This window comes from Microbacterium sp. CFBP 8801 (genome assembly GCF_014839455.1).
Taxonomy (GTDB): domain Bacteria; phylum Actinomycetota; class Actinomycetes; order Actinomycetales; family Microbacteriaceae; genus Microbacterium.
In genome coordinates, this window is record NZ_JACYNU010000004.1 from 55004 (window position 1) to 75716 (window position 20713).

Annotated in this window: 22 protein-coding genes and 1 tRNA gene; 14 read left to right on the top strand and 9 right to left on the bottom strand. The window is 70.4% G+C overall.

Features of this window, described 5'->3' with window-relative positions; all coding sequences use genetic code 11:
- The first annotated feature begins 96 nt into the window (after nucleotides 1–96).
- The 3 genes from IFR11_RS06425 to IFR11_RS06435 are packed head-to-tail and all read left to right on the top strand — an operon-like array spanning nucleotide 97 to nucleotide 2893.
- A complete protein-coding gene (locus IFR11_RS06425) occupies nucleotides 97–696 on the top strand; it encodes an FABP family protein (RefSeq protein WP_055838305.1) in 600 nt (199 codons plus the stop codon).
- A 2-nt stretch (nucleotides 697–698) separates the two neighbouring features.
- Nucleotides 699–1787: a CAF17-like 4Fe-4S cluster assembly/insertion protein YgfZ gene (ygfZ, locus tag IFR11_RS06430; protein WP_082509508.1), complete on the top strand. Its 1089-nt coding sequence runs from the start codon at nucleotides 699–701 to the stop codon at nucleotides 1785–1787.
- Nucleotides 1784–2893, top strand: coding sequence for an FUSC family protein (locus tag IFR11_RS06435; protein WP_181015943.1), 1110 nt, complete (start codon nucleotides 1784–1786; stop codon nucleotides 2891–2893). Before ygfZ ends, IFR11_RS06435 begins: the two co-directional genes overlap by 4 nt.
- A 42-nt stretch (nucleotides 2894–2935) precedes the next feature.
- On the opposite strand, the gene IFR11_RS06440 is transcribed toward IFR11_RS06435, so the two are convergent.
- The gene (locus IFR11_RS06440) at nucleotides 2936–3724 is read right to left on the bottom strand and encodes a class I SAM-dependent methyltransferase (protein ID WP_191915622.1); all 789 of its coding nucleotides are present in this window, start codon (nucleotides 3722–3724) and stop codon (nucleotides 2936–2938) included.
- Between the two features lie 41 nt (nucleotides 3725–3765).
- Here IFR11_RS06440 and IFR11_RS06445 point away from each other — a divergent pair, with 41 nt between their 5' ends.
- Nucleotides 3766–4518, top strand: coding sequence for a phosphoglyceromutase (locus tag IFR11_RS06445; RefSeq protein WP_055838296.1), 753 nt, complete (start codon nucleotides 3766–3768; stop codon nucleotides 4516–4518).
- A 54-nt stretch (nucleotides 4519–4572) separates the two neighbouring features.
- On the opposite strand, the gene phoU is transcribed toward IFR11_RS06445, so the two are convergent.
- Nucleotides 4573–5250, bottom strand: a complete 678-nt coding sequence (gene phoU, locus IFR11_RS06450; protein ID WP_055838293.1) for a phosphate signaling complex protein PhoU — start codon at nucleotides 5248–5250, stop codon at nucleotides 4573–4575.
- 169 nt (nucleotides 5251–5419) lie between these two features.
- Between phoU and IFR11_RS06455 the strand changes: the two genes are divergently transcribed.
- The gene (locus IFR11_RS06455) at nucleotides 5420–6634 is read left to right on the top strand and encodes a sensor histidine kinase (protein ID WP_070409536.1); all 1215 of its coding nucleotides are present in this window, start codon (nucleotides 5420–5422) and stop codon (nucleotides 6632–6634) included.
- The gene (locus tag IFR11_RS06460) at nucleotides 6631–7314 is read left to right on the top strand and encodes a response regulator transcription factor (RefSeq protein ID WP_191915623.1); all 684 of its coding nucleotides are present in this window, start codon (nucleotides 6631–6633) and stop codon (nucleotides 7312–7314) included. The genes IFR11_RS06455 and IFR11_RS06460 overlap by 4 nt, the downstream gene beginning before the upstream one ends.
- 57 nt (nucleotides 7315–7371) lie before the next feature.
- Here the strand turns inward: IFR11_RS06460 and IFR11_RS06465 are convergent, their stop codons facing one another.
- Nucleotides 7372–7962: a DNA modification methylase gene (locus IFR11_RS06465; protein ID WP_197978914.1), complete on the bottom strand. Its 591-nt coding sequence runs from the start codon at nucleotides 7960–7962 to the stop codon at nucleotides 7372–7374.
- Nucleotides 7963–8096: 134 nt separating this feature from the next.
- Here IFR11_RS06465 and IFR11_RS06470 point away from each other — a divergent pair, with 134 nt between their 5' ends.
- Complete coding sequence (locus IFR11_RS06470) at nucleotides 8097–8579, top strand: CarD family transcriptional regulator (RefSeq protein ID WP_055838280.1); 483 nt, start codon at nucleotides 8097–8099, stop codon at nucleotides 8577–8579.
- A 43-nt stretch (nucleotides 8580–8622) separates the two neighbouring features.
- Entirely contained in the window at nucleotides 8623–9810 is a 1188-nt protein-coding gene (gene ispD, locus IFR11_RS06475) for a 2-C-methyl-D-erythritol 4-phosphate cytidylyltransferase (RefSeq protein WP_191915624.1), read from the top strand.
- Here the strand turns inward: ispD and IFR11_RS06480 are convergent.
- Nucleotides 9807–10268: a GNAT family N-acetyltransferase gene (locus tag IFR11_RS06480; RefSeq protein ID WP_191915625.1), complete on the bottom strand. Its 462-nt coding sequence runs from the start codon at nucleotides 10266–10268 to the stop codon at nucleotides 9807–9809. The genes ispD and IFR11_RS06480 overlap by 4 nt on opposite strands.
- 68 nt (nucleotides 10269–10336) lie before the next feature.
- Between IFR11_RS06480 and cysS the strand changes: the two genes are divergently transcribed.
- The 3 genes from cysS to IFR11_RS06495 are packed head-to-tail and all read left to right on the top strand — an operon-like array spanning nucleotide 10337 to nucleotide 13384.
- Nucleotides 10337–11731, top strand: coding sequence for a cysteine--tRNA ligase (cysS, locus tag IFR11_RS06485; RefSeq protein ID WP_191915626.1), 1395 nt, complete (start codon nucleotides 10337–10339; stop codon nucleotides 11729–11731).
- On the top strand, nucleotides 11724–12725 hold the full coding sequence (rlmB, locus tag IFR11_RS06490) for a 23S rRNA (guanosine(2251)-2'-O)-methyltransferase RlmB (protein ID WP_055838266.1): 1002 nt from the start codon (nucleotides 11724–11726) through the stop codon (nucleotides 12723–12725). The genes cysS and rlmB overlap by 8 nt, the downstream gene beginning before the upstream one ends.
- Nucleotides 12726–12742: 17 nt before the next feature.
- Nucleotides 12743–13384, top strand: coding sequence for an NAD(P)-dependent oxidoreductase (locus IFR11_RS06495; protein WP_055839465.1), 642 nt, complete (start codon nucleotides 12743–12745; stop codon nucleotides 13382–13384).
- Nucleotides 13385–13447: 63 nt separating this feature from the next.
- Here IFR11_RS06495 and IFR11_RS06500 read toward each other — a convergent pair whose 3' ends face one another.
- A complete protein-coding gene (locus IFR11_RS06500; RefSeq protein WP_055838263.1) occupies nucleotides 13448–14770 on the bottom strand; it encodes a DUF4032 domain-containing protein in 1323 nt (440 codons plus the stop codon).
- 81 nt (nucleotides 14771–14851) lie between these two features.
- Nucleotides 14852–15955 carry an ABC transporter ATP-binding protein gene (locus IFR11_RS06505; protein WP_055838259.1) on the bottom strand — a complete coding sequence of 368 codons (1104 nt, stop codon included), beginning with the start codon at nucleotides 15953–15955 and terminating at the stop codon, nucleotides 14852–14854.
- 210 nt (nucleotides 15956–16165) lie between these two features.
- Here IFR11_RS06505 and IFR11_RS06510 point away from each other — a divergent pair, with 210 nt between their 5' ends.
- The 3 genes from IFR11_RS06510 to IFR11_RS06520 all read left to right on the top strand — a co-directional run bounded on the left by IFR11_RS06510 (nucleotide 16166) and on the right by IFR11_RS06520 (nucleotide 17667).
- Nucleotides 16166–17119, top strand: a complete 954-nt coding sequence (locus tag IFR11_RS06510; protein ID WP_055838256.1) for a DsbA family protein — start codon at nucleotides 16166–16168, stop codon at nucleotides 17117–17119.
- A 45-nt stretch (nucleotides 17120–17164) separates the two neighbouring features.
- Nucleotides 17165–17551: a hypothetical protein gene (locus IFR11_RS06515; RefSeq protein WP_191915627.1), complete on the top strand. Its 387-nt coding sequence runs from the start codon at nucleotides 17165–17167 to the stop codon at nucleotides 17549–17551.
- 43 nt (nucleotides 17552–17594) lie between these two features.
- Nucleotides 17595–17667: transfer RNA gene (locus IFR11_RS06520), tRNA-Thr, on the top strand.
- A 28-nt stretch (nucleotides 17668–17695) separates the two neighbouring features.
- Here IFR11_RS06520 and IFR11_RS06525 read toward each other — a convergent pair.
- The 3 genes from IFR11_RS06525 to IFR11_RS06535 form a co-directional block, all read right to left on the bottom strand.
- Nucleotides 17696–18016: a hypothetical protein gene (locus IFR11_RS06525; RefSeq protein WP_191915628.1), complete on the bottom strand. Its 321-nt coding sequence runs from the start codon at nucleotides 18014–18016 to the stop codon at nucleotides 17696–17698.
- Nucleotides 18017–18489: 473 nt separating this feature from the next.
- Nucleotides 18490–18762: a hypothetical protein gene (locus IFR11_RS06530; protein ID WP_191915629.1), complete on the bottom strand. Its 273-nt coding sequence runs from the start codon at nucleotides 18760–18762 to the stop codon at nucleotides 18490–18492.
- Between the two features lie 16 nt (nucleotides 18763–18778).
- Nucleotides 18779–20668, bottom strand: coding sequence for an alpha-amylase family protein (locus tag IFR11_RS06535; protein WP_342030257.1), 1890 nt, complete (start codon nucleotides 20666–20668; stop codon nucleotides 18779–18781).
- Nucleotides 20669–20713: the final 45 nt, after the last annotated feature.

Consider the following 20713-nt stretch of genomic DNA (forward strand, 5'->3'; position numbering starts at 1 on the left):
TCTTCGTGGGACTTCTCGGCCTCGCATCGCTGGCGATCGCTTTCGTCTCCGGCACGGTCGTCTGGAACCTCTATCGCGGCCAGCGCTGAGCGCACCGTGATCGAGATCCCGACCGATCTTCCGGCCGACCTCGTCCCTCTGTCGTGGCTGGTCGGCGTCTGGGAAGGCACCGGCGTCATCGACTACGAGGTCGACGGGCACGCGTTCTCGGGTGAGTTCGCGCATCGCGTGAGCTTCAGCCACGACGGTGGGGGGTACCTCAACTACTCCGCCGACGCCTGGCTGCTCGACGGCGATGCGCGTCGTCCCCTGGTCGCCGAGACCGGGTACTGGCGCCTCGCGCGACCGGCGACAGACGCCGACGCGGGTCCCGCGTTGCTCCCGCCGTCCGCCCCGGCGGCGGTCCGCACCGCCGACGACGTCGAGGCTCTGCGCAACGCCGACGGCGGCTTCGACCTCGAGGTCAGCCTCGCCCACGCCGACGGCGTGCTCGAGCTGTACGTCGGCCAGGTCAAGGGTCCGCGCATCGATCTGGCGACCGACGCCGTGGTGCGCGCCGCCGGCGCGAAGCCGTACGCCGCGGCCACTCGCCTCTACGGTCTCGTCGACAACCATCTGCTGTGGGCCTGGGACATCGCCGCCCTCGGCCGCGAACTGGGCTCGCACGCGTCGGCGCGCCTGGCCCGGGCGGAATGACCATGGCTTCGCTGTCACAGGTTCCCGGCGCGGTCGTCGACGACGCGGGGCTGCGCCACGTCGGTTCTCCCGTCGCGGAACAGCGCCGTCTGGCATCCGGAACCGCCCTTGCCCCTCTGGGCGATCGCCGCGTCATCTCGGTGGGCGGCGAGGACCGGCGCAGCTGGCTCGACTCCCTGTCGTCACAGGCGCTGACGCACTTGGCCCCGGGAGTGTCGACGGAACTCCTCATCCTCGATCCGCAGGGGCGCGTCGAGCACGCGGCCTCGGTCGTCGACGACGGTGAGACGACCTGGTTGATCGTGGACGCGTCCGACGCCGAGGCGCTCCTGACCTGGCTCACCCGCATGCGCTTCCGCCTGCGGGTGGACGTGCGCGATCGTTCCGACGAACTGTCGGTGATCGGGGGCACGCGTGCCGCCGTCGAAGCCCTCACCGCGGCGGCTCCGGTCTGGGTCGACCCGTGGCCCGACGTCACCCCCGGCGGATGGGCGTACGCCCGTGTCGATCCGCATCCGGGAGCCGACCGTGACTGGGCCGAGGCGATCGTGGATGCCGAAGAGCTCGACCGCCTGATCGATGCCGCTGTCGCGGGAGAGATGGCGTTCGCGGGTCGTGACGCGGTCGAAGCGCTGCGCGTGGCCGCGTGGCGCCCGCGCGTGAGCGTCGACGCCGACGAGCGGTTGCTTCCGCACGAGATGGACTGGCTGCGCACCGCCGTGCACCTGTCGAAGGGCTGCTATCGCGGTCAGGAGACGGTGGCGAAGGTGCACAACCTGGGCCACCCGCCGCGTCGTGTCGTCGCGCTGCAGCTCGACGGGAGCGACAGTGTGCTTCCCGCGCGCGGTGATGCCGTGCGCGCGGGTGACAGCGTGATCGGCACGATCACCTCGGTCGCGATCCACCACGAAGACGGGCCCATCGCGTTGGCCCTCGTCAAGCGCACGGCCCCCGAGGGCGTGCCGCTCGTGGTGGACACGGCCGACGGCCCCATCGCCGCGGCCGCCGAGACCGTCGTGCCCGCCGACGCGGGCGCCACCGCGTCTGTACCGCGTCTGCCGCGCCTGGGTCGCCGCCGCGCCGCGGAATGAGCGCCGACGACTCGTCGACGACGGTCGGCGTCGTCGTTCCTCCCTCCCGTCTGCGTTCCACCCTGGGGCGACGTGTCGCGCGGGTGCGCGAGTCGCTGCCCGCGATCGTCCAGATCGTGGTCGCGGCCACCTCGGCGTACGCCTTCGCGCACTTCGTCCTGGGCCACCCGGTTCCGCTGCTGGCGGCGACGGTCACGGTGTCGAGCCTCGGACTGGTGCGTGACGCGCGACCCTGGCGTGTCGGTGAGACCGTCGTCGGCATGCTCGTCGGCATCCTGATCGCCGAGATCGTGCTGGTGACCGCCGGAAGCGGCTGGTGGCAGATCGCCGTGGCCATGTCGGTCACCCTGGTGGTCGCGCGCTTCCTCTCGCCGCAGCCGGGGTTCGCCCTCGCGGCGGTGGTGCAGTCGCTCATCGCCCTGGTGGTGGTGACCGGGGCGCCCTTCCTCCGCCTCGTCGACGGGGCCATCGGCGGTGTCGCCGCTCTGATCGTGACGGCGCTCATCCCGCGCACGCTGCGCCGCACCGAGCTCCGCGACGCCGACGAGCTGTTCGACGCGCTCGATGTGGCCATGGCGACGATCGTGCGGGCGCTCCGCCGAGGGGACCGCGCGCGGGCCGAGCGGGGCCTGGAACGCGCGCGGTCCCTGCAGACCTACGTCGACGCGTGGAGCGGCTCGCTGGAGTCGGGCCGCGAGGTGGCGCGCATCTCGCCGTTCCTGCGCCGCCAGCGCACCGAGCTGCAGCGGCATGCCCGCGTGCGCGAGGCGCTCGATCTGGCCACGCGCAACCTGCGCGTCGTCGCCCGCCGCGCGGCGTACCTCTGCGTCGACGGTGAGGCGCGTCCGGTCCCGGCCGATCTGCTCGCCGAGCTCGCCCGCGGGGCGGGGCTGGTGCGCGACAGCCTCGACGACATCTCGCTCGAGCCCGTCGCCCGCGCGGCGGTGGTCGCGGTGATCCGACGGCTCGACCCCGCCGCGCTGCTACCGGGCGGGGGTGTCGGAGAACTCAACCTCGTCGCGGCCCTGCGTCCGCTCGCCGTTGACCTGCTCGTGGCGGCGGGGATGCCGTCGGCCGAGGCGCGGGCGCTTCTCCCGCGCATCTGAGCGCGAGCCGCGCGACGTCGGTGCGACCACGCCGGGTCGGGCTCAGAGCGGCGCGACGGCCTCCCACGCGACGCCGACCTCGCCCAACCGCCAGCGTTCGCGCCGCACCAGCGGCCAGCCGGCGTCGGCGAGGGCGATCATGGCGATGCGCCACCGGTGGACGGAGCCGAAGGGCGCGACCACGGCCGCCCGCGTCCACTCCCGCTCGAGGGAGGCCACGAAGGCGTGCACCCGCTCGCCGTCCACGTTGCGGTGGATCAAGGCCTTGGGCAGGCGCTCGGCCGCGATCGCGGGGGAGTCGAGCTCTGCCAGGCGCAGCGAGATGGTGAGGCTGCGGGGAATGGCATCCGCCCCGATCTCGGCCCAGGTGGCGATGCGCCCGATCTCGTCGCAGGTGCCCTCGACCAGGATGCCGTCGGGTTGAAGCCGCGCGCACATGCGGCCCCAGGCGTCGGCGACGTCGTCTTCGTCGTATTGACGCAGCACGTTCATCGCGCGGATGACGGCGGGGCGTCGCCGGCCCGGCAGCGGCACCTCGAACCCCCCACGGGCGAAGGTGACGCCCGCGACGCCCTCCGCTTGCGCGCGGGCGCGGGCGACGCGATCGGCGTCGATCTCGAGCCCGACGACCGTGGCATCCGCTCTCTGCTTCGTCAGCCGGGCGAGGAGTTCCAGGGGCGTGACCGCGCTCGCGCCGAAGCCGAGGTCGACCACGAGGGGGTCGTCGGTGCGGCGCAGCACCGGATGCCGGGCGATCCACCGGTCCACCCGGCGAAGCCGATTGACCCCGGTCGTCCCGCGGGTCGGGCGGCCGACGGGGGAGGGAGTCACCGGAACATGATGCCAGCCGCGCGCGTCGATAACATGGAGGCATGACCGCGCCTCACACGCTGATCCTCCTCCGCCACGGGCAGAGCGAGTGGAACAAGACCAACCAGTTCACCGGCTGGGTCGACGTGCGACTCACCGACCAGGGCAAGGCCGAGGCGCAGCGCGGCGGCGAGATGCTCGCCGAGTCGGGCGTGCTGCCCGACGTGCTGCACACCTCCGTCCTCAGTCGCGCCATCCAGACCGCCAACATCGCGCTCGACGCCGCCGACCGTCTGTGGATCCCGGTGAAGCGCTCGTGGCGCCTCAACGAGCGTCACTACGGCGCCCTGCAGGGCAAGGACAAGGCCCAGACGCTCGAGGAGTTCGGCAACGAGCAGTTCATGCTCTGGCGCCGTTCGTTCGACGTTCCGCCGCCGGCCCTGCCCGCCGACGACCAGTACAGCCAGGTCGGCGACCCGCGCTACGTCGGCATCGACGGTGAGGTCCCCGCGACCGAGTCGCTGTCGATCGTCATCGACCGCATGCTGCCCTACTGGCACAGCGACATCGTCCCCGACCTCCAGGCCGGCAAGACCGTCCTGGTCACGGCGCACGGCAACTCGCTGCGCGGTCTCGTGAAGCACCTCGAGGGCATCAGCGACGCCGACATCGCCGAGCTGAACATCCCGACGGGTATTCCGCTCGTCTACCGCCTCGACGCCGACCTGAAGCCCCTCGGACCGGGGGAGTACCTCGACCCCGAGGCCGCCGCCGCGGGCGCCGCAGCGGTCGCCGCGCAGGGCAACAAGCACTGACGCAACGACGAAGGGGTGGATGCCGATCGGCATCCACCCCTTCGTCGTCGGTGCTCAGATGACCGGGCTGGTCTCGACCTCGTCGTCGGCGCCGGCCCAATCGCCGGTCGCGAGGTAGACGACCTTCTTGGCCACCGAGACGGCGTGGTCGGCGAACCGCTCGTGGTAGCGGCTCGCGAGCGTCGCGTCGACCGTGGCCGTCGCTTCGCCCTTCCAGGTGTCGCCGAGCACCTTCTCGAAGACGCTGATGTGCAGCTCGTCGATGGCGTCGTCGGCGTTGCGGATCTCGTCGGCGATACGCAGGTCCTGCGTCCGCAGCAGCTCGGTGAGCTTGCGGGCGACCTCGACGTCGAACTCACCCATGCGGGTGAAGGTCGTCTTGAGGCCGCGCGGGATGGCGCGCTCGGGGAAGCGCGAGCGCGCGAGCTGCGCGATGTGCTCGGCCATGTCGCCCATGCGCTCGAGCGACGCGCTGACCCGCAGCGCCGTCACGACGATGCGCAGGTCGCGCGCGACCGGCTGCTGGCGGGCGAGGATCTCGATGGCGAGCTCGTCGAGCTCGAAGGCCTTCTCGTCGATGATGGCGTCGGCCTCGATGACCTCTTCGGCCATGGCGACGTCGCTCGATCCGAAAGCACGGGTGGCGCGGTCGATGGCGACCGTGACGAGTTCGGCGATCTCGACCAAGCGGCTCTGGACGTCCTCGAGGGACTGGTGGAATACTTCGCGCATCGCGGTACCTTCCGTCGGCGGCACGGCACACATACGTCCCGCTACCTTCGGGGATTCTTCCCAGCGAAGGTTAACGAGCGGTGCAGTGACAGTGAATAGTAGCCTCTCCCCACTGCCCGGCGGGGGTGAACGGCGGGTGACGTTCGATCGGCGGCTCTACGCTGGTGCCATGGAACACACGCAGCTCCCGCTGCTCGCGCTCCTCGTCGGACTCCTCGTCGGCGGCTCGGTGGTCGGCCTGCTGGTCGTCGCGCTGCGGGCCCGTGACCGCTCCATGGCGCAGACCTCCGTCGAAGTGCCCGAGGGCGTGGAGGCGATGCTGGGGGCTATGGACGACCCCGCGATCGTGTGCGACATGTCGTCGACCGTGCTGGCGCTCTCGCCCGCCGCCGAAGTCTTCGGGCTGCGATCTGGTGAGGTCATCGCGAGCGACGACCTGCGCCGCGTGGCGCGGGTGGCACGCGACACGGGCGCGGGCATCGGTGAGAACCTCCGGCTCCGCCGCGGTGCGGCCCCGGCCGAGCCCCGGCTGGTCGCCGTCCGCGCCACGCCCATCTCGGGGCGCCTCACCCTGCTGGTGCTGCGCGACATCACCGAGCGCGAGCGCGTCGAAGAGATGCGCCGTGACTTCGTGGCCAACACCAGCCACGAGCTGAAGACCCCCGTGGGGGCTGTCAGTCTGCTCGCCGAGGCCATCGAGTCAGCCGCCGACGACCCCGATCAGGTCCGTCACTTCTCGTCGCGGCTGCAGGCCGAGGCGACGCGTCTGGGGGCGCTGGTCAACCGCATCCTGAGCCTGTCGCGGCTGCAGGCCTCCGATGAGCTGCGCGACGTCCGCGCGGTCTCGATCGACGAAGTCGTCACCTCGGCCGTCGAAGCCCACACCGTGCAGGCCGATCAGGCGCAGGTGACCGTGGTGCGCGGCGGCACGAAGGGGCTGTGGGTACGGGGAGAACCGCAGATCCTGACCGAGGCGGTCGGGAACCTCGTCGCGAACGCGATCGCCTACTCGCCGCAGGGGTCCAAGGTCGGGCTCGGCGTCAAACTCGACGACGGCGTCGTCGAGATCGCCGTGACCGACCGCGGCATCGGCATTCCCGAGGCCGATCAGGCCCGCGTCTTCGAGCGCTTCTACCGTGCCGATCAGGCACGCTCTCGCCGCACCGGCGGAACCGGGCTCGGCCTCTCGATCGTCAAGCACGCGGTGCAGCGCCACGGCGGTGAGGTGCGACTCTGGTCGCGGCCCGACCGAGGATCGACCTTCACCATCCGCCTCCCCCTGTCGGAGGCGCCCGACATCGACCCCGCCCGTTCCAAACCGCGTCGCAAGGGCCGCAAGGCCGGCGGCGCGCCGACCGTCCCCGCGAAGGGAGACACCGCATGACTCGTGTTCTGATCGTCGAGGACGAACCCGACCTGGCCGACCCCCTGGCCTATCTGCTGCGTCGAGAGGGATACGAGGTCGAGATCGCCGAAGACGGCACGCTCGCGCTCGCCGCCTTCCGCGAGCGGGGAGCCGACATCCTGCTGCTCGACCTCATGCTCCCGGGCATGCCCGGTACCGAGGTGTGCCGCCAGCTCCGGCTGACGACGCAGGTGCCCATCATCATGCTCACGGCGAAGGACTCCGAGGTCGACATCGTCGTGGGTCTCGAACTCGGCGCCGACGACTACGTGACGAAGCCCTACTCCACCCGCGAGCTGCTGGCCCGCATGCGGGCGGTCCTGCGCCGACGCGCCCCGGAGGAGGCCGATCTCGACGACCGCATCCTCACCGGCGGACGGGTCGTGCTCGACATCGACCGGCACACGGTCGCCGTCAACGGTGCGGAGATCAGCATCCCGCTCAAGGAGTTCGAGCTCCTCGAGGTGCTCATGCGCAACGCCGGGCGCGTGCTGACCCGCGGCCAGCTCATCGACCGGGTATGGGGCACCGACTACTTCGGCGACACCAAGACGCTCGACGTGCACATCAAGCGCATCCGCTCGCGCATCGAAGAGAACCCCAGCGACCCCGGCATGCTCGTCACCGTGCGTGGACTCGGCTACCGCTTCGAGGGCTGACCCTCCCAGGAACGACGAAGGCGCCGACGATCGGATCGTCGGCGCCTTCGTCGTGTTTCAGGACGAGGGGGTCGGGCTCGGCGTCGGGGTCACCGTGGGCAGCACGGGGATCGGCGTCAGCGAGGGCGACGGGGTCGCGGTCGGCGCCAGCGGCGCGAGGTACTCCAGGGCACCGTCGAGGACGGGGACCTGCATGAGCGCCCCTTCGCCGTCACCGGACTGGAAGTAGACCGACACCGTGGATCCGGGCTGGGCGTCGATGCCGTCGAGGCGCAGGGGCTCGACGTCGTTCGCGAGGTCGCCCAGGCTCAGCGTGCGCTGGGCGGGGACGTTCACCGAGGAACGTACGGCCGACGAGCCCTCGCCGACCTCGATGCGCAGGGTCTGCGGGTCGGTGGTGTCGTTGACGACGGCGGCGACGAAGTTGCCCACCGTGCCGTCGCCGTTCGCGACGATCAGGACGTTGCGTACCGACAGCGGGCCGGACTCCGCGGGGACGTTGATCCCGTCGGAGGCGGAGTAGTCGATGGTGGTCGCCTGCGGGGCGAGGATGTTGCATCCAGTCGTGCCCAGCACGACGGCGGCACCCACGGCGATGGACGCGATCAGGCGCGTTTTCACGGATCCTCCAAGATCGACAGACGACATCGTCATCATCCTACGGGGTTCGCGGTGTCCGCCCGCCCTCGCACGCACGGGAGGGGGAGGTCGGCAAAGGTGGGCGGAACAATAGCGCATCTGAGCCTGTGGTATCCTGGGTGTTGCCGAAAGGACATAACTCCATGCTTTTTGAGGTTGGCGAGACCGTCGTTTACCCGCACCATGGCGCGGCCACGATCATCGAGGTCAAGGAACGCGTCATCAAGGGCGAGACGAAGAAATACCTGAAGCTCAACGTCACGCAGGGAGACCTCGTCATCGAGGTCCCGGCCGACAACGTCGACCTCGTCGGCGTTCGCGACGTGATCGGCAAAGAGGGTCTCGACCGCGTCTTCGAGGTGCTGCGTGCACCCTTCACCGAGGAGCCGACCAACTGGTCGCGTCGCTACAAGGCGAACCTCGAGAAGCTCGCCTCCGGCGATGTCATCAAGGTCAGCGAGGTCGTCCGCGACCTGTGGCGCCGCGACCAGGATCGCGGACTGTCGGCCGGCGAGAAGCGCATGCTCGCCAAGGCGCGGCAGATTCTCGTCTCCGAGCTCGCTCTGGCCGAGAAGACCGACGAAGACCGTGCGGGCCTCGTGCTCGACGAGGTCCTCGCGTCCTGACGCCCTCCGCTCCGGTCGACGGGGCGCGCGCTAGCGTGGGCGGGTGACTTCTGCACCCGCTTCTCGTCTCGCGATCATCGTCGTCGCCGCCGGTTCCGGTACACGCCTGAACGGCGGCGGCCCGAAGGCGTTCGTCGCGCTCGACGAGCACACGATCCTGCACCACGCGTTGCGGGGCGTGTTCTCGGGGCCCCAGGCGCAGACCATCGTCGTCGTGCCCGTCGGCTACGAGACCGAGGCCCTCGCCTCGGCGCGCGCCGCGGGCGGGCGCGACGACAGCGTGACGGTGGTCACGGGGGCGCAGACGCGTCAGCAGTCGGTCGCCGCCGGTCTCGCGGCGCTCGGCGCCGAGGTCGACATCGTCCTCGTGCACGACGCGGCCCGCGCGCTCACCCCGCCCGCCGTGTTCGATCGTGTGGTCGCCGCCGTCGCCGCGGGGGCGGCCGCTGTCATCCCCACCGTCCCGGTCGTCGACACCATCAAGCGCGTCGACACCGGCGGCCGCGTCGTCGAGGGTGTCGACCGTTCCGAGCTCGCGGCCGCGCAGACGCCGCAGGGCTTCCGCCGGGCCGAGCTCGAGGCGGCCGTGGCCGCGGCCGACGCGGATCACACCGACGACGCCGCACTGGTTGCGGCGGCTGGCCATGCGGTGGTCACGGTCGCGGGAGACGCGTCGTCGTTCAAGATCACCACCGCCCCCGATCTGCAGCGCGCCCGCGCGCTCGTTTCATCGTCGGGATCCGCCGAGGCCGCGAACGACGTGCCCCGCGTCGGACTCGGCACCGATGTGCATGGATTCGGTGGAGACGGCACGCTCTGGCTCGCCGGCCTCGAATGGCCCGGGGAGCCGGCGCTGTCGGGGCATTCCGACGGTGACGCCGTCGCACACGCGATCGTCGATGCGCTGCTCGCCGCCTCCGGCCTCGGCGACATCGGAACCCACTTCGGCACCGATCGCCCGGAGTTCGCCGGGGCGCACGCCGAGGCGTTCCTGGCCCACACCCTCGGGCTGCTGCACACGGCGGGGTGGCGGGTCGGCAACGTCGCCGTGCAGGTGCAGGCCAATCGTCCGCGCTTCGCCGCGCGACGCGAAGAGGCGGAGCGGGTGCTGTCGGCCGCGCTCGGCGGCGCACCCGTCGCGGTGAGTGCGACGACGACCGACGGTCTCGGCTTCACCGGCCGCACCGAGGGCGTCGCGGCCTTCGCCACCGCCCTGGTCGTTCCGATCTAGAGCTGCTTCGTCATGAAGGTCGACAGGGGGTCGGCCGCGTAGGGCGGGAAGGGCGGGCATTCGACGAATCCCTCGCTCGCGTACAGGCGTCGCGCCGCAAGGAAGTCGTCGGTGCTCCCGGTTTCGAGCCACAGGCTCCGGATGCCGCGTTCCCGGGCGTCGTCGACGATGTGGCGCAGCAGCGCGCGGCCGATGCCCTGACCGAGGAAGCGGTCGACCACGCGCATCGACTTCACCTCTGCGCGGTCGGCGGTGAGGTCTTTGCACGCGCCGATACCGGCGAGTTCGTCGTCGACCCAGGCGGACCAGACGGTCACCCCCTCGGCGGTGAGCAGGTCGATGTCGAGCGCGTGCACGCTCTCGATCGGGGTGTTCTCGAGCATGCCGGCCAGGTGCGCGGCGACCAGGTCGCGGGTCTCGTCTCCGGAGAGGTCGTCGGGACGGATGATGAGGGGCATGTCGGCACCGTACCGAGCGCATGTTTCCCTCACATGTCGTCGTGAGGGGCGGCCGGTAGGCTAGGGCGGTGACTTTTCGGCTGTACGACACGAAGGCGCAGGTCCTGCGCGACTTCGTCCCTCTCGACCCCTCGAACGTCACGGTCTACGTCTGCGGACCGACGGTGCAGTCCGGGCCGCACATCGGGCACGTGCGCGCGGCGCTCGCCTTCGACCTGCTGCGCCGCTGGCTCGCCTACCGGTTCGGGCGCGTGACGTTCGTGCGCAACGTCACCGACATCGACGACAAGGTGCTCGCGAACGCCACCGATGCCGAGCCGTGGTGGGCCCTGGCATATCGCATGGAGCTCGAGTTCTCTCGGGCCTACGCCGCCATCGGCATCCTCGCCCCCACGTACGAGCCGCGGGCGACCGCATCGATCACCCAGATGCAGGAGCTCATCGCCGAGCTCCTCGAGCGGGGGCACGCCTACGCCGCCGACGGCGACGTGTACTTCGACGTGCGCTCCTGGGCCGCCTACGGCGAGCTCACCCGCCAGAGCCCGGATGCCATGGAATCGGCGGCAGATGCCGACCCCCGCGGCAAGCGCGACCCGCGCGATTTCGCTCTGTGGAAGGGTGCGAAAGACGGGGAGCCCGAGTCGGCGATCTGGGCGTCGCCCTGGGGCGCGGGACGCCCGGGGTGGCACATCGAATGCTCGGCCATGTCGCGGCGCTACCTCGGGCCCGAGTTCGACATCCACGGCGGCGGCCTCGACCTGCGCTTCCCCCACCACGAGAACGAGATCGCCCAGTCGACCGCCGCGGGTGACGCCTTCGCGCGCTACTGGGTGCACAACGGACTCGTGACCGTCGACGGACAGAAGATGTCGAAGTCGCTCGGAAACTTCACCCTCGCGAGCGATGTCCTCGATGCGCGCGACCCGATGGTGGTGCGCTACGCGCTCGCTGCCGCGCATTACCGCTCGAACCTCGACATCTCCGATCGGGCCTTCGACGAGGCCGCCGCGGCGCTCGAGCGCATCTCGACCTTCGGGCAGCGCGTGCTCCGAGCCGCCGGCGCCGACCCGCTCGCAACCGTGCCGGGCGAGATCCCCGCAGAATTCGCTTCGGCGATGGACGACGACCTCGGAGTGCCCCAGGCTCTCGCCGTGCTGCACGAGACCGTGCGTGCGGGCAACGCGGCGATCGACGGGCACGACCTCGACGCCGCGATCACGGCTCACCGCTCCGTCGTCGCGATGCTCGGCATCCTGGGTCTGGATGCCTCGGAGCCCGCGGTCGCGACCGGGTCGACGGACATGGCTCTCGATGCCCTCGTGCAGACGATGATCGCCCAGCGATCGCAGGCGCGAGCCGACAAGGACTGGGCAGGGGCCGATCGCATCCGCGACGCCATCGCTGCCGCAGGAATCACGCTGGAGGACACTCCGGCCGGAACACATTGGAGTATCAATGCCTAAGCCAGGACGCCCGGGCGCGCGCAACACGGGCAAGAAGAAGGGTCCCCTGAAGGGCACCGGCGGGCACTCCCGCAAGGCGCTCGAGGGTCGGGGACCGACCCCCAAGGCCGAGGACCGCGCCTGGCACCCCGCCGGCAAGCGCAAGGCCGCCCAAGAGCGCTACGCCGCCGCCGGGGGCACGTCCAAGCCCGGCGTGCGCGCGGTCGGGGGGAACCAGAATCGCGGTGGCCGCGCCAAGGCGAACGACGACACCGAGACGGTCACCGGCCGCAACTCGGTGCTCGAAGCCCTGCGCGCGAAGATCCCCGCGACCGCGATGTACATCGCGCAGCGCGTCGAGATGGACGACCGCGTCAAAGAGATGCTGTCGATCGCGACCAACCGCGGCATCCCGGTGCTCGAGGTCACGCGTCCCGAGCTCGACCGCATGGCCGGCTTCGACGGCGTGCACCAGGGCGTGGCCCTCAAGGTCCCCCCGTACGCCTACGCGCACCCGCAGGACCTGCTCGAGCAAATCGTCGACCGCGGCGAGCTGCCGCTGCTCGTCGCCCTCGACGGCATCACCGATCCTCGCAACCTCGGCGCGATCATCCGCTCCACCGGTGCCTTCGGCGGGCAGGGTCTGATCATCCCGCAGCGCCGGTCGGCGAGCGTCAACTCCGCGGCGTGGAAGACGAGTGCGGGAGCTGCCGCGCGCATCCCCGTGGCGCTCGCGGCGAACCTCACCGCGACGCTCAAGGAGTTCAAGAAGCAGGGCGTGTTCGTGCTCGGGCTCGACGGTGACGGCGACGTGTCGCTGCCCGCCCTCGCCCTCGCCGACCGGCCCGTCGTGATCGTCGTGGGTTCCGAGGGCAAGGGGCTGTCGCGCCTCGTCACCGAGACCTGCGACCAGGTCGTGTCGATCCCGATCTCGACCGCCACCGAGTCGCTCAACGCCGGCATCGCGGCATCCGTCGCGCTGTACCAGGTGTCGTCGCTGCGCGCCGCCCACTGACCGTCGAGAGGAACACCATGCCCCGCATCGCTGTCATCGGAGGCACCGGCTACGCCGGGAGCCACATCGTCACCGAGGCCGTCCGCCGCGGCCACACCGTCGTCTCCGTCGCCCGCTCGGTCCCGGCCGAGCGCGTCGAGGGTGCGACGTACATCGAGGGCACCGTCCTCGACGTGCCCGGTCTCGTCGCCGAACTCGAAGGCGTCGAGGTCGTCGTGTCGGCGGCCGCCCCGCGCGGCGACATGGAGGGCAAGCTCCGCCCCGCCATCGCCCAGCTGGCCACCGCGCTGCCCGACGGGGTGCGTCTGGGAGTCATCGGCGGCGCCGGCGGCTCGCTCGTCGCCGACGGTGGTCCTCGCCTCATCGACACCGACGGCTTCGCCGAGGAGTACAAGCCCGAGGCCCGCGAGGCCATCGGCATACTCGAAGATCTGCAGGCCGACGACACCGGCCGCGACTGGTTCTACGTGCACCCGGCCGGGGGCTTCGGCTCGTGGGCACCGGGGGAGCGCACGGGAACCTATCGCGACGGCGGCGACGTGCTCGTCGTCGACGACAACGGCGACTCGTTCATCGGCGGTGCCGATTTCGCGGTCGCCGTCCTCGACGAGATCGAGAACCCGCGCCACTCCCGGGGACGCTTCACCGTCGGTTACTGAGGCCCTCCACGGTTCGAGGCCGTGGCATCCCGGATTCGTCCCGGATGCCACGGCCTCGCCGTTTCAGACGAGATCGCGCCAGTCGACGGCGTCCGTGTCGGTCGTGGGCACCGCGCCGGTCTCGGGTGCGTCGACGTCGGACACCGTCGCGAGCGACATGGTGTCGGTCGGCGGTCCCATGACCGTCGCCTCGTCGCGCCGGTGGCGCAGCACGTCGTCGATGTAGGAGGCGACCACCTCGGCCAGGGGCACGGAGCGCCCCCGCGCCTGCGACATGTACCAGCGGTGCTCGAGCACCTGGTGGAAGACCTCAGCCGGTTCGAGCTTGGCGCGCAGATCCCACGGGATCGCCATCACGATCGGCTCGAACACGCGCGTGAGCCACTCGTGCGCGACCATCTCTTCGTCGGCGCCGAGACGCGAGACCCGGGCGCGGAACTCGTCGAGGTCGTTCAGCAGGCGTCGCGCCTGGTTCTCTTCGACATCGAGGCCGGTGAGGCGCAGGAGACGCCGCTGGTGGTGGCCCGCATCGACGACCTTGGGCTGGATGGACACCTGCGTGCCGTCGCTCGCGGTGCGGATCGACATCTCGCCGATGTCGAACCCGAGCGCATTCAGGCTGTGCACGCGCTCGGTGATACGCCAGGACTCGTCGACGGCGAAGGTCTCTTTGTCGGTGAGGGCCGCCCACAGCGAGTGGTACGACGCCACCAGTCCGTCGGCGATCGCCACGGCATCCACACCGCCCTCGAGTCGCCCGCCGGCCTCGAGGTCCATGATCTCGCCGGCGATGTTGGTGCGCGCGATGTCGAGATCGTGGGCGCGCTGGCCGGGACTCAGGCGGTTGCCGTGCAGCTCGCCCGTCTCGGCGTCGACGAGGTACGCCGCGAACTCGCCGGCGTCGCGGCGGAAGAGGGTGTTCGACAGTGACACGTCACCCCAGTAGAAGCCCACGTTGTGCAGCCGCACGAGCAGTACCGCGAGGGCGTCGACGAGACGCGTGGCGGTGTGCGGGCGCAGCACCTGCGTGAAGAGGGCGCGGTAGGGGAGTGAGAAGCGCAGGTGCGAGGTGACCAGCGCCGCCGGCAACGGGCGGCCCGAGGCGTCGGTGCGCCCGGCGATGACGGCCACCCGCTCGACGCACGGCGACGCGAGACGGTCGAGGTTGCCGAGCATGTCGTACTCGCGACGCGCCATCTCTTCGGTGGTCTCTTTGATCGCCACAACCCGGCCCGACAGGTTGGCGAAGCGCACCAGGTGGCGGGAGATGCCCTTGGGCAGGGCGACGATGTGGTTGCTGGACCAGTCGGCGAGCCCGGTCGACCACGGCAGCTGAAGCAGTCCCGGGTCGACGGTGCTGGCGGTGATGCTGAGCGAATCGCTCACGGTACCTCCGGAAAAAGCGGTGCGGCGCGCCCCTGCCCCCGATGAATCGGGAACCGGGACGCGCCGCGACGGTGCGTCAGGTCAGGCCGAAGCGATGGCCCGGTCGGTCAGACGGTCGCCCGACTCGAGGTCGAACACGTGGATGTGGCCGGGGACCGGCGCCAGCACGACCGTCTCGCCCGCGTTGGGGTGACGGCGGCCGTCGACGCGGGCGACGAGGTCGGTGCGCTTGCCGTTGATGTCGGTGTGGCCGTAGAGGTAGCCGTCGGCGCCGAGCTCCTCGACGAGGTCGACGACGACCTTGAGGCCGCGGCCGTCGGCCGGGGCGACCTGGATGTCCTCGGGACGCACACCGATGGTGACCTCGGAGCCGTGCGCCTTGCCGATGGTGTCGGCCTCGACGGGAACGACCATGTCACCGAACTGCACGCCGCCTTCGGCGAGGTCGACGGTGAAGAGGTTCATCGCGGGCGAGCCGATGAAGCCGGCCACGAAGACGTTCTTGGGCGTCTCGTACAGGTCGCGCGGGGTACCGACCTGCTGGAGCAGGCCGTCCTTGAGCACGGCGATGCGGTCGCCCATGGTGAGCGCCTCGGTCTGGTCGTGCGTGACGTAGACCGTGGTGACGCCGAGGCGGCGCTGCAGCGACGCGATCTGCGTACGCGTCTGCACGCGGAGCTTGGCGTCGAGGTTCGACAGCGGCTCGTCCATGAGGAACACCTGGGGCTGACGCACGATGGCGCGACCCATGGCGACGCGCTGACGCTGGCCACCCGAGAGGGCCTTCGGCTTGCGCGTGAGGTACTGCTCGAGGTCGAGGAGTTTGGCGGCCTCGAGCACGCGAGCGGCACGCTCTTCCTTGCCGATGCCGGCGATCTTGAGCGCGAAGCCCATGTTCTCGGCGACGGTCATGTGGGGGTACAGCGCGTAGTTCTGGAAGACCATCGCGATGTCGCGGTCCTTCGGGGGCACGTCGGTGACGTCGCGGTCACCGATCATGATGCGGCCCGAGTTGACCTCTTCGAGGCCCGCGAGCATGCGCAGCGAGGTGGACTTTCCGCAGCCGGAGGGGCCGACGAGAACCAGGAACTCGCCATCGGCGACGTCGAGGCTGAGCTTGTCGACGGCGGCGCGGGTTCCGCCGGGGTACAGACGGGTTGCGTTGTCGAATGTGACGGACGCCATTTTTTCTTCTCCTTCACCGGCAGGTACGTGCCGGACGATCCGTAGTGAATGGAAAACGGGGGCGACCCCGTGCGCCCGACAGTGGACGCAAGGGTCAGTATGCCACGTGTCTGGTCATTTCCCAGACTGCCTAGCTAGCATCGGTGCTCGTTCGCTCACCCGTGCGTCCCCCCAATTCCTGCGGCAGAAAGCCCGTGCCCGAGAGGTTCCATGTCCAACGACCAGTCACCGAATTCGCCCGCCGAGCGCGACCGCCGCGGGGCGGTCCGCGAGAAGGCGCAGCAGGTCAAGGCGAAGCAGACGCGCTGGCGAATCGCGCGTCGCTCGTTGATCGGCGTCGGTGCGGTGGCCGTCGTTGCCGTGGGTGCCGTCGCGGTGACCTCGGCCCTCAGCTCGCACGACCCGCGTTCCCAGGCCCTGCCGGGAGCTGCGGCCGACGACGGCTTCATGGTGTCGAGCGCCTCCGGCGTCGCCGACCCGGGTGCGCAGCAGACCATCGACGGCAATGCGGCCACGATGGCCGCGGGTGCGGAGCCGACGGCGGAGCCCACGCCGACCCCCACGGGGACGGCGTCCCCCGTCGACATCCGCGTGTACGTCGACTACATGTCGACCGAGGCCCGCGAGTTCGAGACGGCCAACGCCGACCAGCTGTCGAAGTGGGTAGGTGACGACGCTGCCTCGCTGACGTACTACCCCGTCGCGATGCTCACCTCGAAGTCGAACGGCACCAAGTACAGTCTGCGTGCCGCCGGCGCGGCCGCGTGCGTGGCCACCCACGCGTCGGATCGCTTCTTCGCGTACAACCACGAGCTGCTCACGAACCAGCCCGCGGTCGACTCCGACGGCTACAGCGATCAGCAGCTCGCCGACATGGCGCAGGGCGCGGGAGTGGGCGACATCGCTGCCGTGCGTTCCTGCATCGAAGACGAGACGTACACCGGGTGGGCGAAGGCCGCGACCGATCGTGCGATCAAGGGACTCCCCAACACCAACGGTCAGGCACTGACGGCCACCCCGACGGTGCTGGTCAACGGAACGCCGTACGTGGGACGCATGGATGACGCGAAGGAGTTCGCGCAGTTCGTGCTCACGGTCGACAGCAACGCCTACTACTCGACCGCCACGCCGACCCCGTCGGTGACGGCGACGCCCGCGGGCTGAATCGCTATCCCGCAGGTGAACGCATCGCTGTACGATTCAGGTGACATGGACCAGATCGAGGATTCCCCGCCACGCCGTTCCGGCGCGCAGCTGGAGGAGTGGGTGCAGGAGTTCCGCGAGCAGGGACACCTGTTCGCCGGCCGGTTGAAGGTCGTCGAACAAGAACACGCCGACAGCCAGGACACCGGTCTCGTGGTCATGAGCCTCATGAACGCCAAGGCGTCGATCTACATGCAGCCCAAGGGCTACGACCAGCCCCTGTGGGAGGCGACCCTGACGGGACGTCCCGAAGACCTGACGCTCTCGCCGCACGACATGGCGAGCCTCGCGGCAGAGCTCGTCGTGGCGGGCAACCTCTGCTCGTTCCTGCAGTGGAAGTCGCTCGAATGGGACCGAGAGAGCGGAACCCACCCGAGGTCCAGCGCGTCCTGAGGGACGCCCTAGACTCGTGCCCCGGGGCTCCTCGGAGCCTCACGCCGGCTTGGCGCAATTGGTAGCGCACCGTACTTGTAATACGGGGGTTGCAGGTTCAAGTCCTGTAGCCGGCACCCCGCTCACGCGAAGAGCGCGCGCCTCTCACAGAGGTGGAAAGTGCGCGATCCGGTGAGGTGAACGCGACCGAGACCCGGTCGTCGCCGGGCGTGCGATGGGCTCCGTTCCGCCGTCGTCATCCCAGTGCTCCAGGGCGGTGGCGTCGGCGCCGGGCCGTCCGTCCCGTGCGCTGTCCTCGTCGCGTATAGCTCGTGTCGTCGTGGGTGGGGCGTAGCCGTGCCAGTGGTCGCCCGCGGTCTGATTCCAGCTGTCCCACTCGCCATTGCGTCGCAGCGTCGCCAGGTGGCCGCCCTCGTCATCCCAGTTATCTGCGGCGATCTCCTCGTCGTGATCCATGTCGCCCATAGTGCGGACTGTACGCCGCGACCGCGGTGGCGGATAGGGGTCCATGCCCCGCGCCCACCGGCACGAGACCGAGACGCGCCGGTGCGTCGCCCGAAAAGAGGACAGACAACCAGTAGTCGAATGGGTATCCTCACCATTACCTACCCGCGCACCCTACGCGCACCGCTCCGATGGCGAAGCCACGCGACCGGTCCGCTCGCCCAAGGGAGTGGGAACAATGGCTCTACCGCGCACTGTCACACATGCCTACCGAATGCCCGGCGGGTGGGAGAAGCTCGCCCGACATCGACTCACCATCGATTACGCGCGCGAGCTGCGCACCGCCGGCTTCACCCTCATGCGGGTACGCCGAGGGTGGGGGAGTAGTCGCGAACGCTCTATCGCCACCTACCTTGAACGGCGCGAGGCGCCCGTCACCTGACATCCCGCCGCGTTGCGGGTCTCGTTCGTCGACCTCGCCCGTCGCCGAGCGGTCACGATGACAGCCGTGCGAGCGCGACGACGAGAATCGCCGCCGCCACGATCGCCGACAGGCCCGCGAGCAGGGCGCCCACGATCGCGCCCCAGCGCAGGGGCCCGGGCCGCCTGCCCGCCTCCAGCGCGAACAGCAGGGCGCACAGTGCCACGGTGACCATGAGCAGGTCGCCCACCATGCCCGCCGGGGCCCAGACCGCGGTCGCGAGCGCGATCACCCCCGCCGCCAGCGCGGCCAGGTGACGCGTCTGGTGCGCCGGTGCCTCGCTCATCGCCCGCTGTCCTCCGTCAACGCGAGCGCACGCGCAACCAGCGCACCTCGTGCGCGGCGAGCGGAAGGTCCGCGCCCAACCAGGTCGGAGCGCCCGAGACGAGGTCCAGTGCCTCGGGTCGAAGGCCCGAGAGCGTGAGCGCGTCGATGGTCACCGGGCTGTCGGCGACGTTCGCCATGACGAGAACGTCGAAGCCCGCGTTGCCGGGGCGGACGAAGGCCACCACCGACGCCACGTGCGCGTCGAAGGCGATGAGCTCGTTGCCGGCGAGCTCGGGGGTCGACCGACGAACGGCGAGCAGGCGCGCCAGTCGCGTGAAGACGCGTCCGGCCGGGGTCCCGGCATCCGCGCGATCCGTGTAGTTCTGTGCGGGGCGGAACGGTCGGTGCACCCAGCGGCTGTCGCCCGCCTCTTCGGGGCGGTCGGCGAAGCCGTAGTCGTTGAGCTGCGCGACCTCGTCGCCGAGGTACAGCAGCGGGATGCCGCCGGTCGACAGGGCGAGTGCGTGCGCGAGGACGACGCGGTCCTCACCCGCGGAGTCGCCCGCCTCGATACCGGCGAGCGAGGCGGTGGTCCCCGTCACGCGCGCGTCGCCCGTGCGGGGGTTCTCCTGGAACGGCACACCGCGGGCGAAGGTTCCCTCGGCGCGCCCGACGTAGAAATCGTTGAGGAAGCGGCGGTGCGGGTAGCCGTCGATCCCGAGCTCGGCGGCATCCTCGTCGGCGAAGGTCCACCCGATGTCGTCGTGGCTGCGCACGTAATTGACCCACGCGGTGCCGTCGGGCAGGGCGTGGCGACGCTCGAGCGCCTGCTGCAGAAGGCGTCCGTCGCGGGTGGCGAGCGCCTCCCACGTGAGGGCCATCTGCAGCGGGTTGTACGAGATCTGGCACTCGTCGGGCGAGATGTACGAGATCACCTCGTCGGGGTGCACGATCGCCTCCGACTTGAACAGCAGGCCGGGCGCGGCCATGCGCAGCACCGCATTGAAGGCCTGGAGCAGCAGATGCGCCTCGGGCAGGGACTCGCAGGTCGTTCCGAGCCGCTTCCAGATGAAGGCCACGGCATCCATCCGCAGGATCTCGACGCCCTGGTTCGCCAGGAACAGCATCTCGCCGGCCATCGCCTCGAAGACGGCGGGGTTGGCGTAGTTGAGGTCCCACTGGAAGTGGTAGAACGTCGACCAGATCCAGCGCCCGTCGTCGAGCTGCACGAAGGACCCCGGGTGGTCGTCGGGGAAGATCTCGCGCGTGGTCCGCTCGTACGCGTCGGGCATCTCGCGGTCGGGGAAGATCAGGTAGAAATCCTCGTACGCCGGGTCGCCGGCGATGGCCTTCCGCGCCCACCGGTGCTCGTTGCTGGTGTGGTTGAAGATGAAGTCGACCACCAGCGAGATCCCGGCGCGGCGGAGGTCGGCGGCGAGCTCGGCGAGCTCCTGCATCGTGCCGAGCTTCGGGTTCACGCGGCGGTAGCTCGACACCGCGTACCCGCCGTCGCTGTTCCCCTCCGGGCTCTCGAACAGCGGCATGAGGTGAAGATAGGTCAGGCCCAGTTCCTGGAAGTAGGGGATGGCATCCCGGATGCCGCTGAGTCCTCCGGCGTAGCGATCGACGTAGCAGACGCCACCGAGCATGCGCTCGTTCTCGAACCATCCGGGCGCGCTCTCGCGCTCGCGGTCGATGGCCTTCAGCTCGGTCGGACGCAACGCCCACGACCGTCGGGCGAGATCGACGACGGATGCCAATCGCTCGCGGCCGTCGGGACGCTCGCCGTACAACTGCACGAAGAGATCGTGCAGTCGCGGCAGGTGGGCTTCCACGTGGGGGAGGAATTCGCGGTCGACGCCGTCGCCGAGGAGATCGGCGATGATCTCGGAGACGTCGTCGTGGTCGGTGCGCAACTGGGTCACGGGGAAAGCCTGGTGCATCGGCGCCCCTCCGGTCGGCAGCGACGT

What these genes read in the sequence shown, in the direction of transcription:
- IFR11_RS06480 (WP_191915625.1), bottom strand. Translation starts at nt 10,268, where the DNA reads ATGCCCCTCATCATCCGTCCCGACGACCTCTCCGGAGACGAGACCCGC.
- IFR11_RS06530 (WP_191915629.1), bottom strand. Translation starts at nt 18,762, where the DNA reads ATGAGCGAGGCACCGGCGCACCAGACGCGTCACCTGGCCGCGCTGGCG.
- IFR11_RS06510 (WP_055838256.1), top strand. Translation starts at nt 16,166, where the DNA reads ATGTCCAACGACCAGTCACCGAATTCGCCCGCCGAGCGCGACCGCCGC.
- IFR11_RS06460 (WP_191915623.1), top strand. Translation starts at nt 6,631, where the DNA reads ATGACTCGTGTTCTGATCGTCGAGGACGAACCCGACCTGGCCGACCCC.
- IFR11_RS06525 (WP_191915628.1), bottom strand. Translation starts at nt 18,016, where the DNA reads ATGGGCGACATGGATCACGACGAGGAGATCGCCGCAGATAACTGGGAT.
- ygfZ (WP_082509508.1), top strand. Translation starts at nt 699, where the DNA reads ATGGCTTCGCTGTCACAGGTTCCCGGCGCGGTCGTCGACGACGCGGGG.
- IFR11_RS06470 (WP_055838280.1), top strand. Translation starts at nt 8,097, where the DNA reads ATGCTTTTTGAGGTTGGCGAGACCGTCGTTTACCCGCACCATGGCGCG.
- IFR11_RS06505 (WP_055838259.1), bottom strand. Translation starts at nt 15,955, where the DNA reads ATGGCGTCCGTCACATTCGACAACGCAACCCGTCTGTACCCCGGCGGA.
- IFR11_RS06495 (WP_055839465.1), top strand. Translation starts at nt 12,743, where the DNA reads ATGCCCCGCATCGCTGTCATCGGAGGCACCGGCTACGCCGGGAGCCAC.
- IFR11_RS06455 (WP_070409536.1), top strand. Translation starts at nt 5,420, where the DNA reads ATGGAACACACGCAGCTCCCGCTGCTCGCGCTCCTCGTCGGACTCCTC.
- IFR11_RS06465 (WP_197978914.1), bottom strand. Translation starts at nt 7,962, where the DNA reads ATGTCGTCTGTCGATCTTGGAGGATCCGTGAAAACGCGCCTGATCGCG.
- IFR11_RS06445 (WP_055838296.1), top strand. Translation starts at nt 3,766, where the DNA reads ATGACCGCGCCTCACACGCTGATCCTCCTCCGCCACGGGCAGAGCGAG.
- rlmB (WP_055838266.1), top strand. Translation starts at nt 11,724, where the DNA reads ATGCCTAAGCCAGGACGCCCGGGCGCGCGCAACACGGGCAAGAAGAAG.
- IFR11_RS06435 (WP_181015943.1), top strand. Translation starts at nt 1,784, where the DNA reads ATGAGCGCCGACGACTCGTCGACGACGGTCGGCGTCGTCGTTCCTCCC.
- IFR11_RS06515 (WP_191915627.1), top strand. Translation starts at nt 17,165, where the DNA reads ATGGACCAGATCGAGGATTCCCCGCCACGCCGTTCCGGCGCGCAGCTG.
- phoU (WP_055838293.1), bottom strand. Translation starts at nt 5,250, where the DNA reads ATGCGCGAAGTATTCCACCAGTCCCTCGAGGACGTCCAGAGCCGCTTG.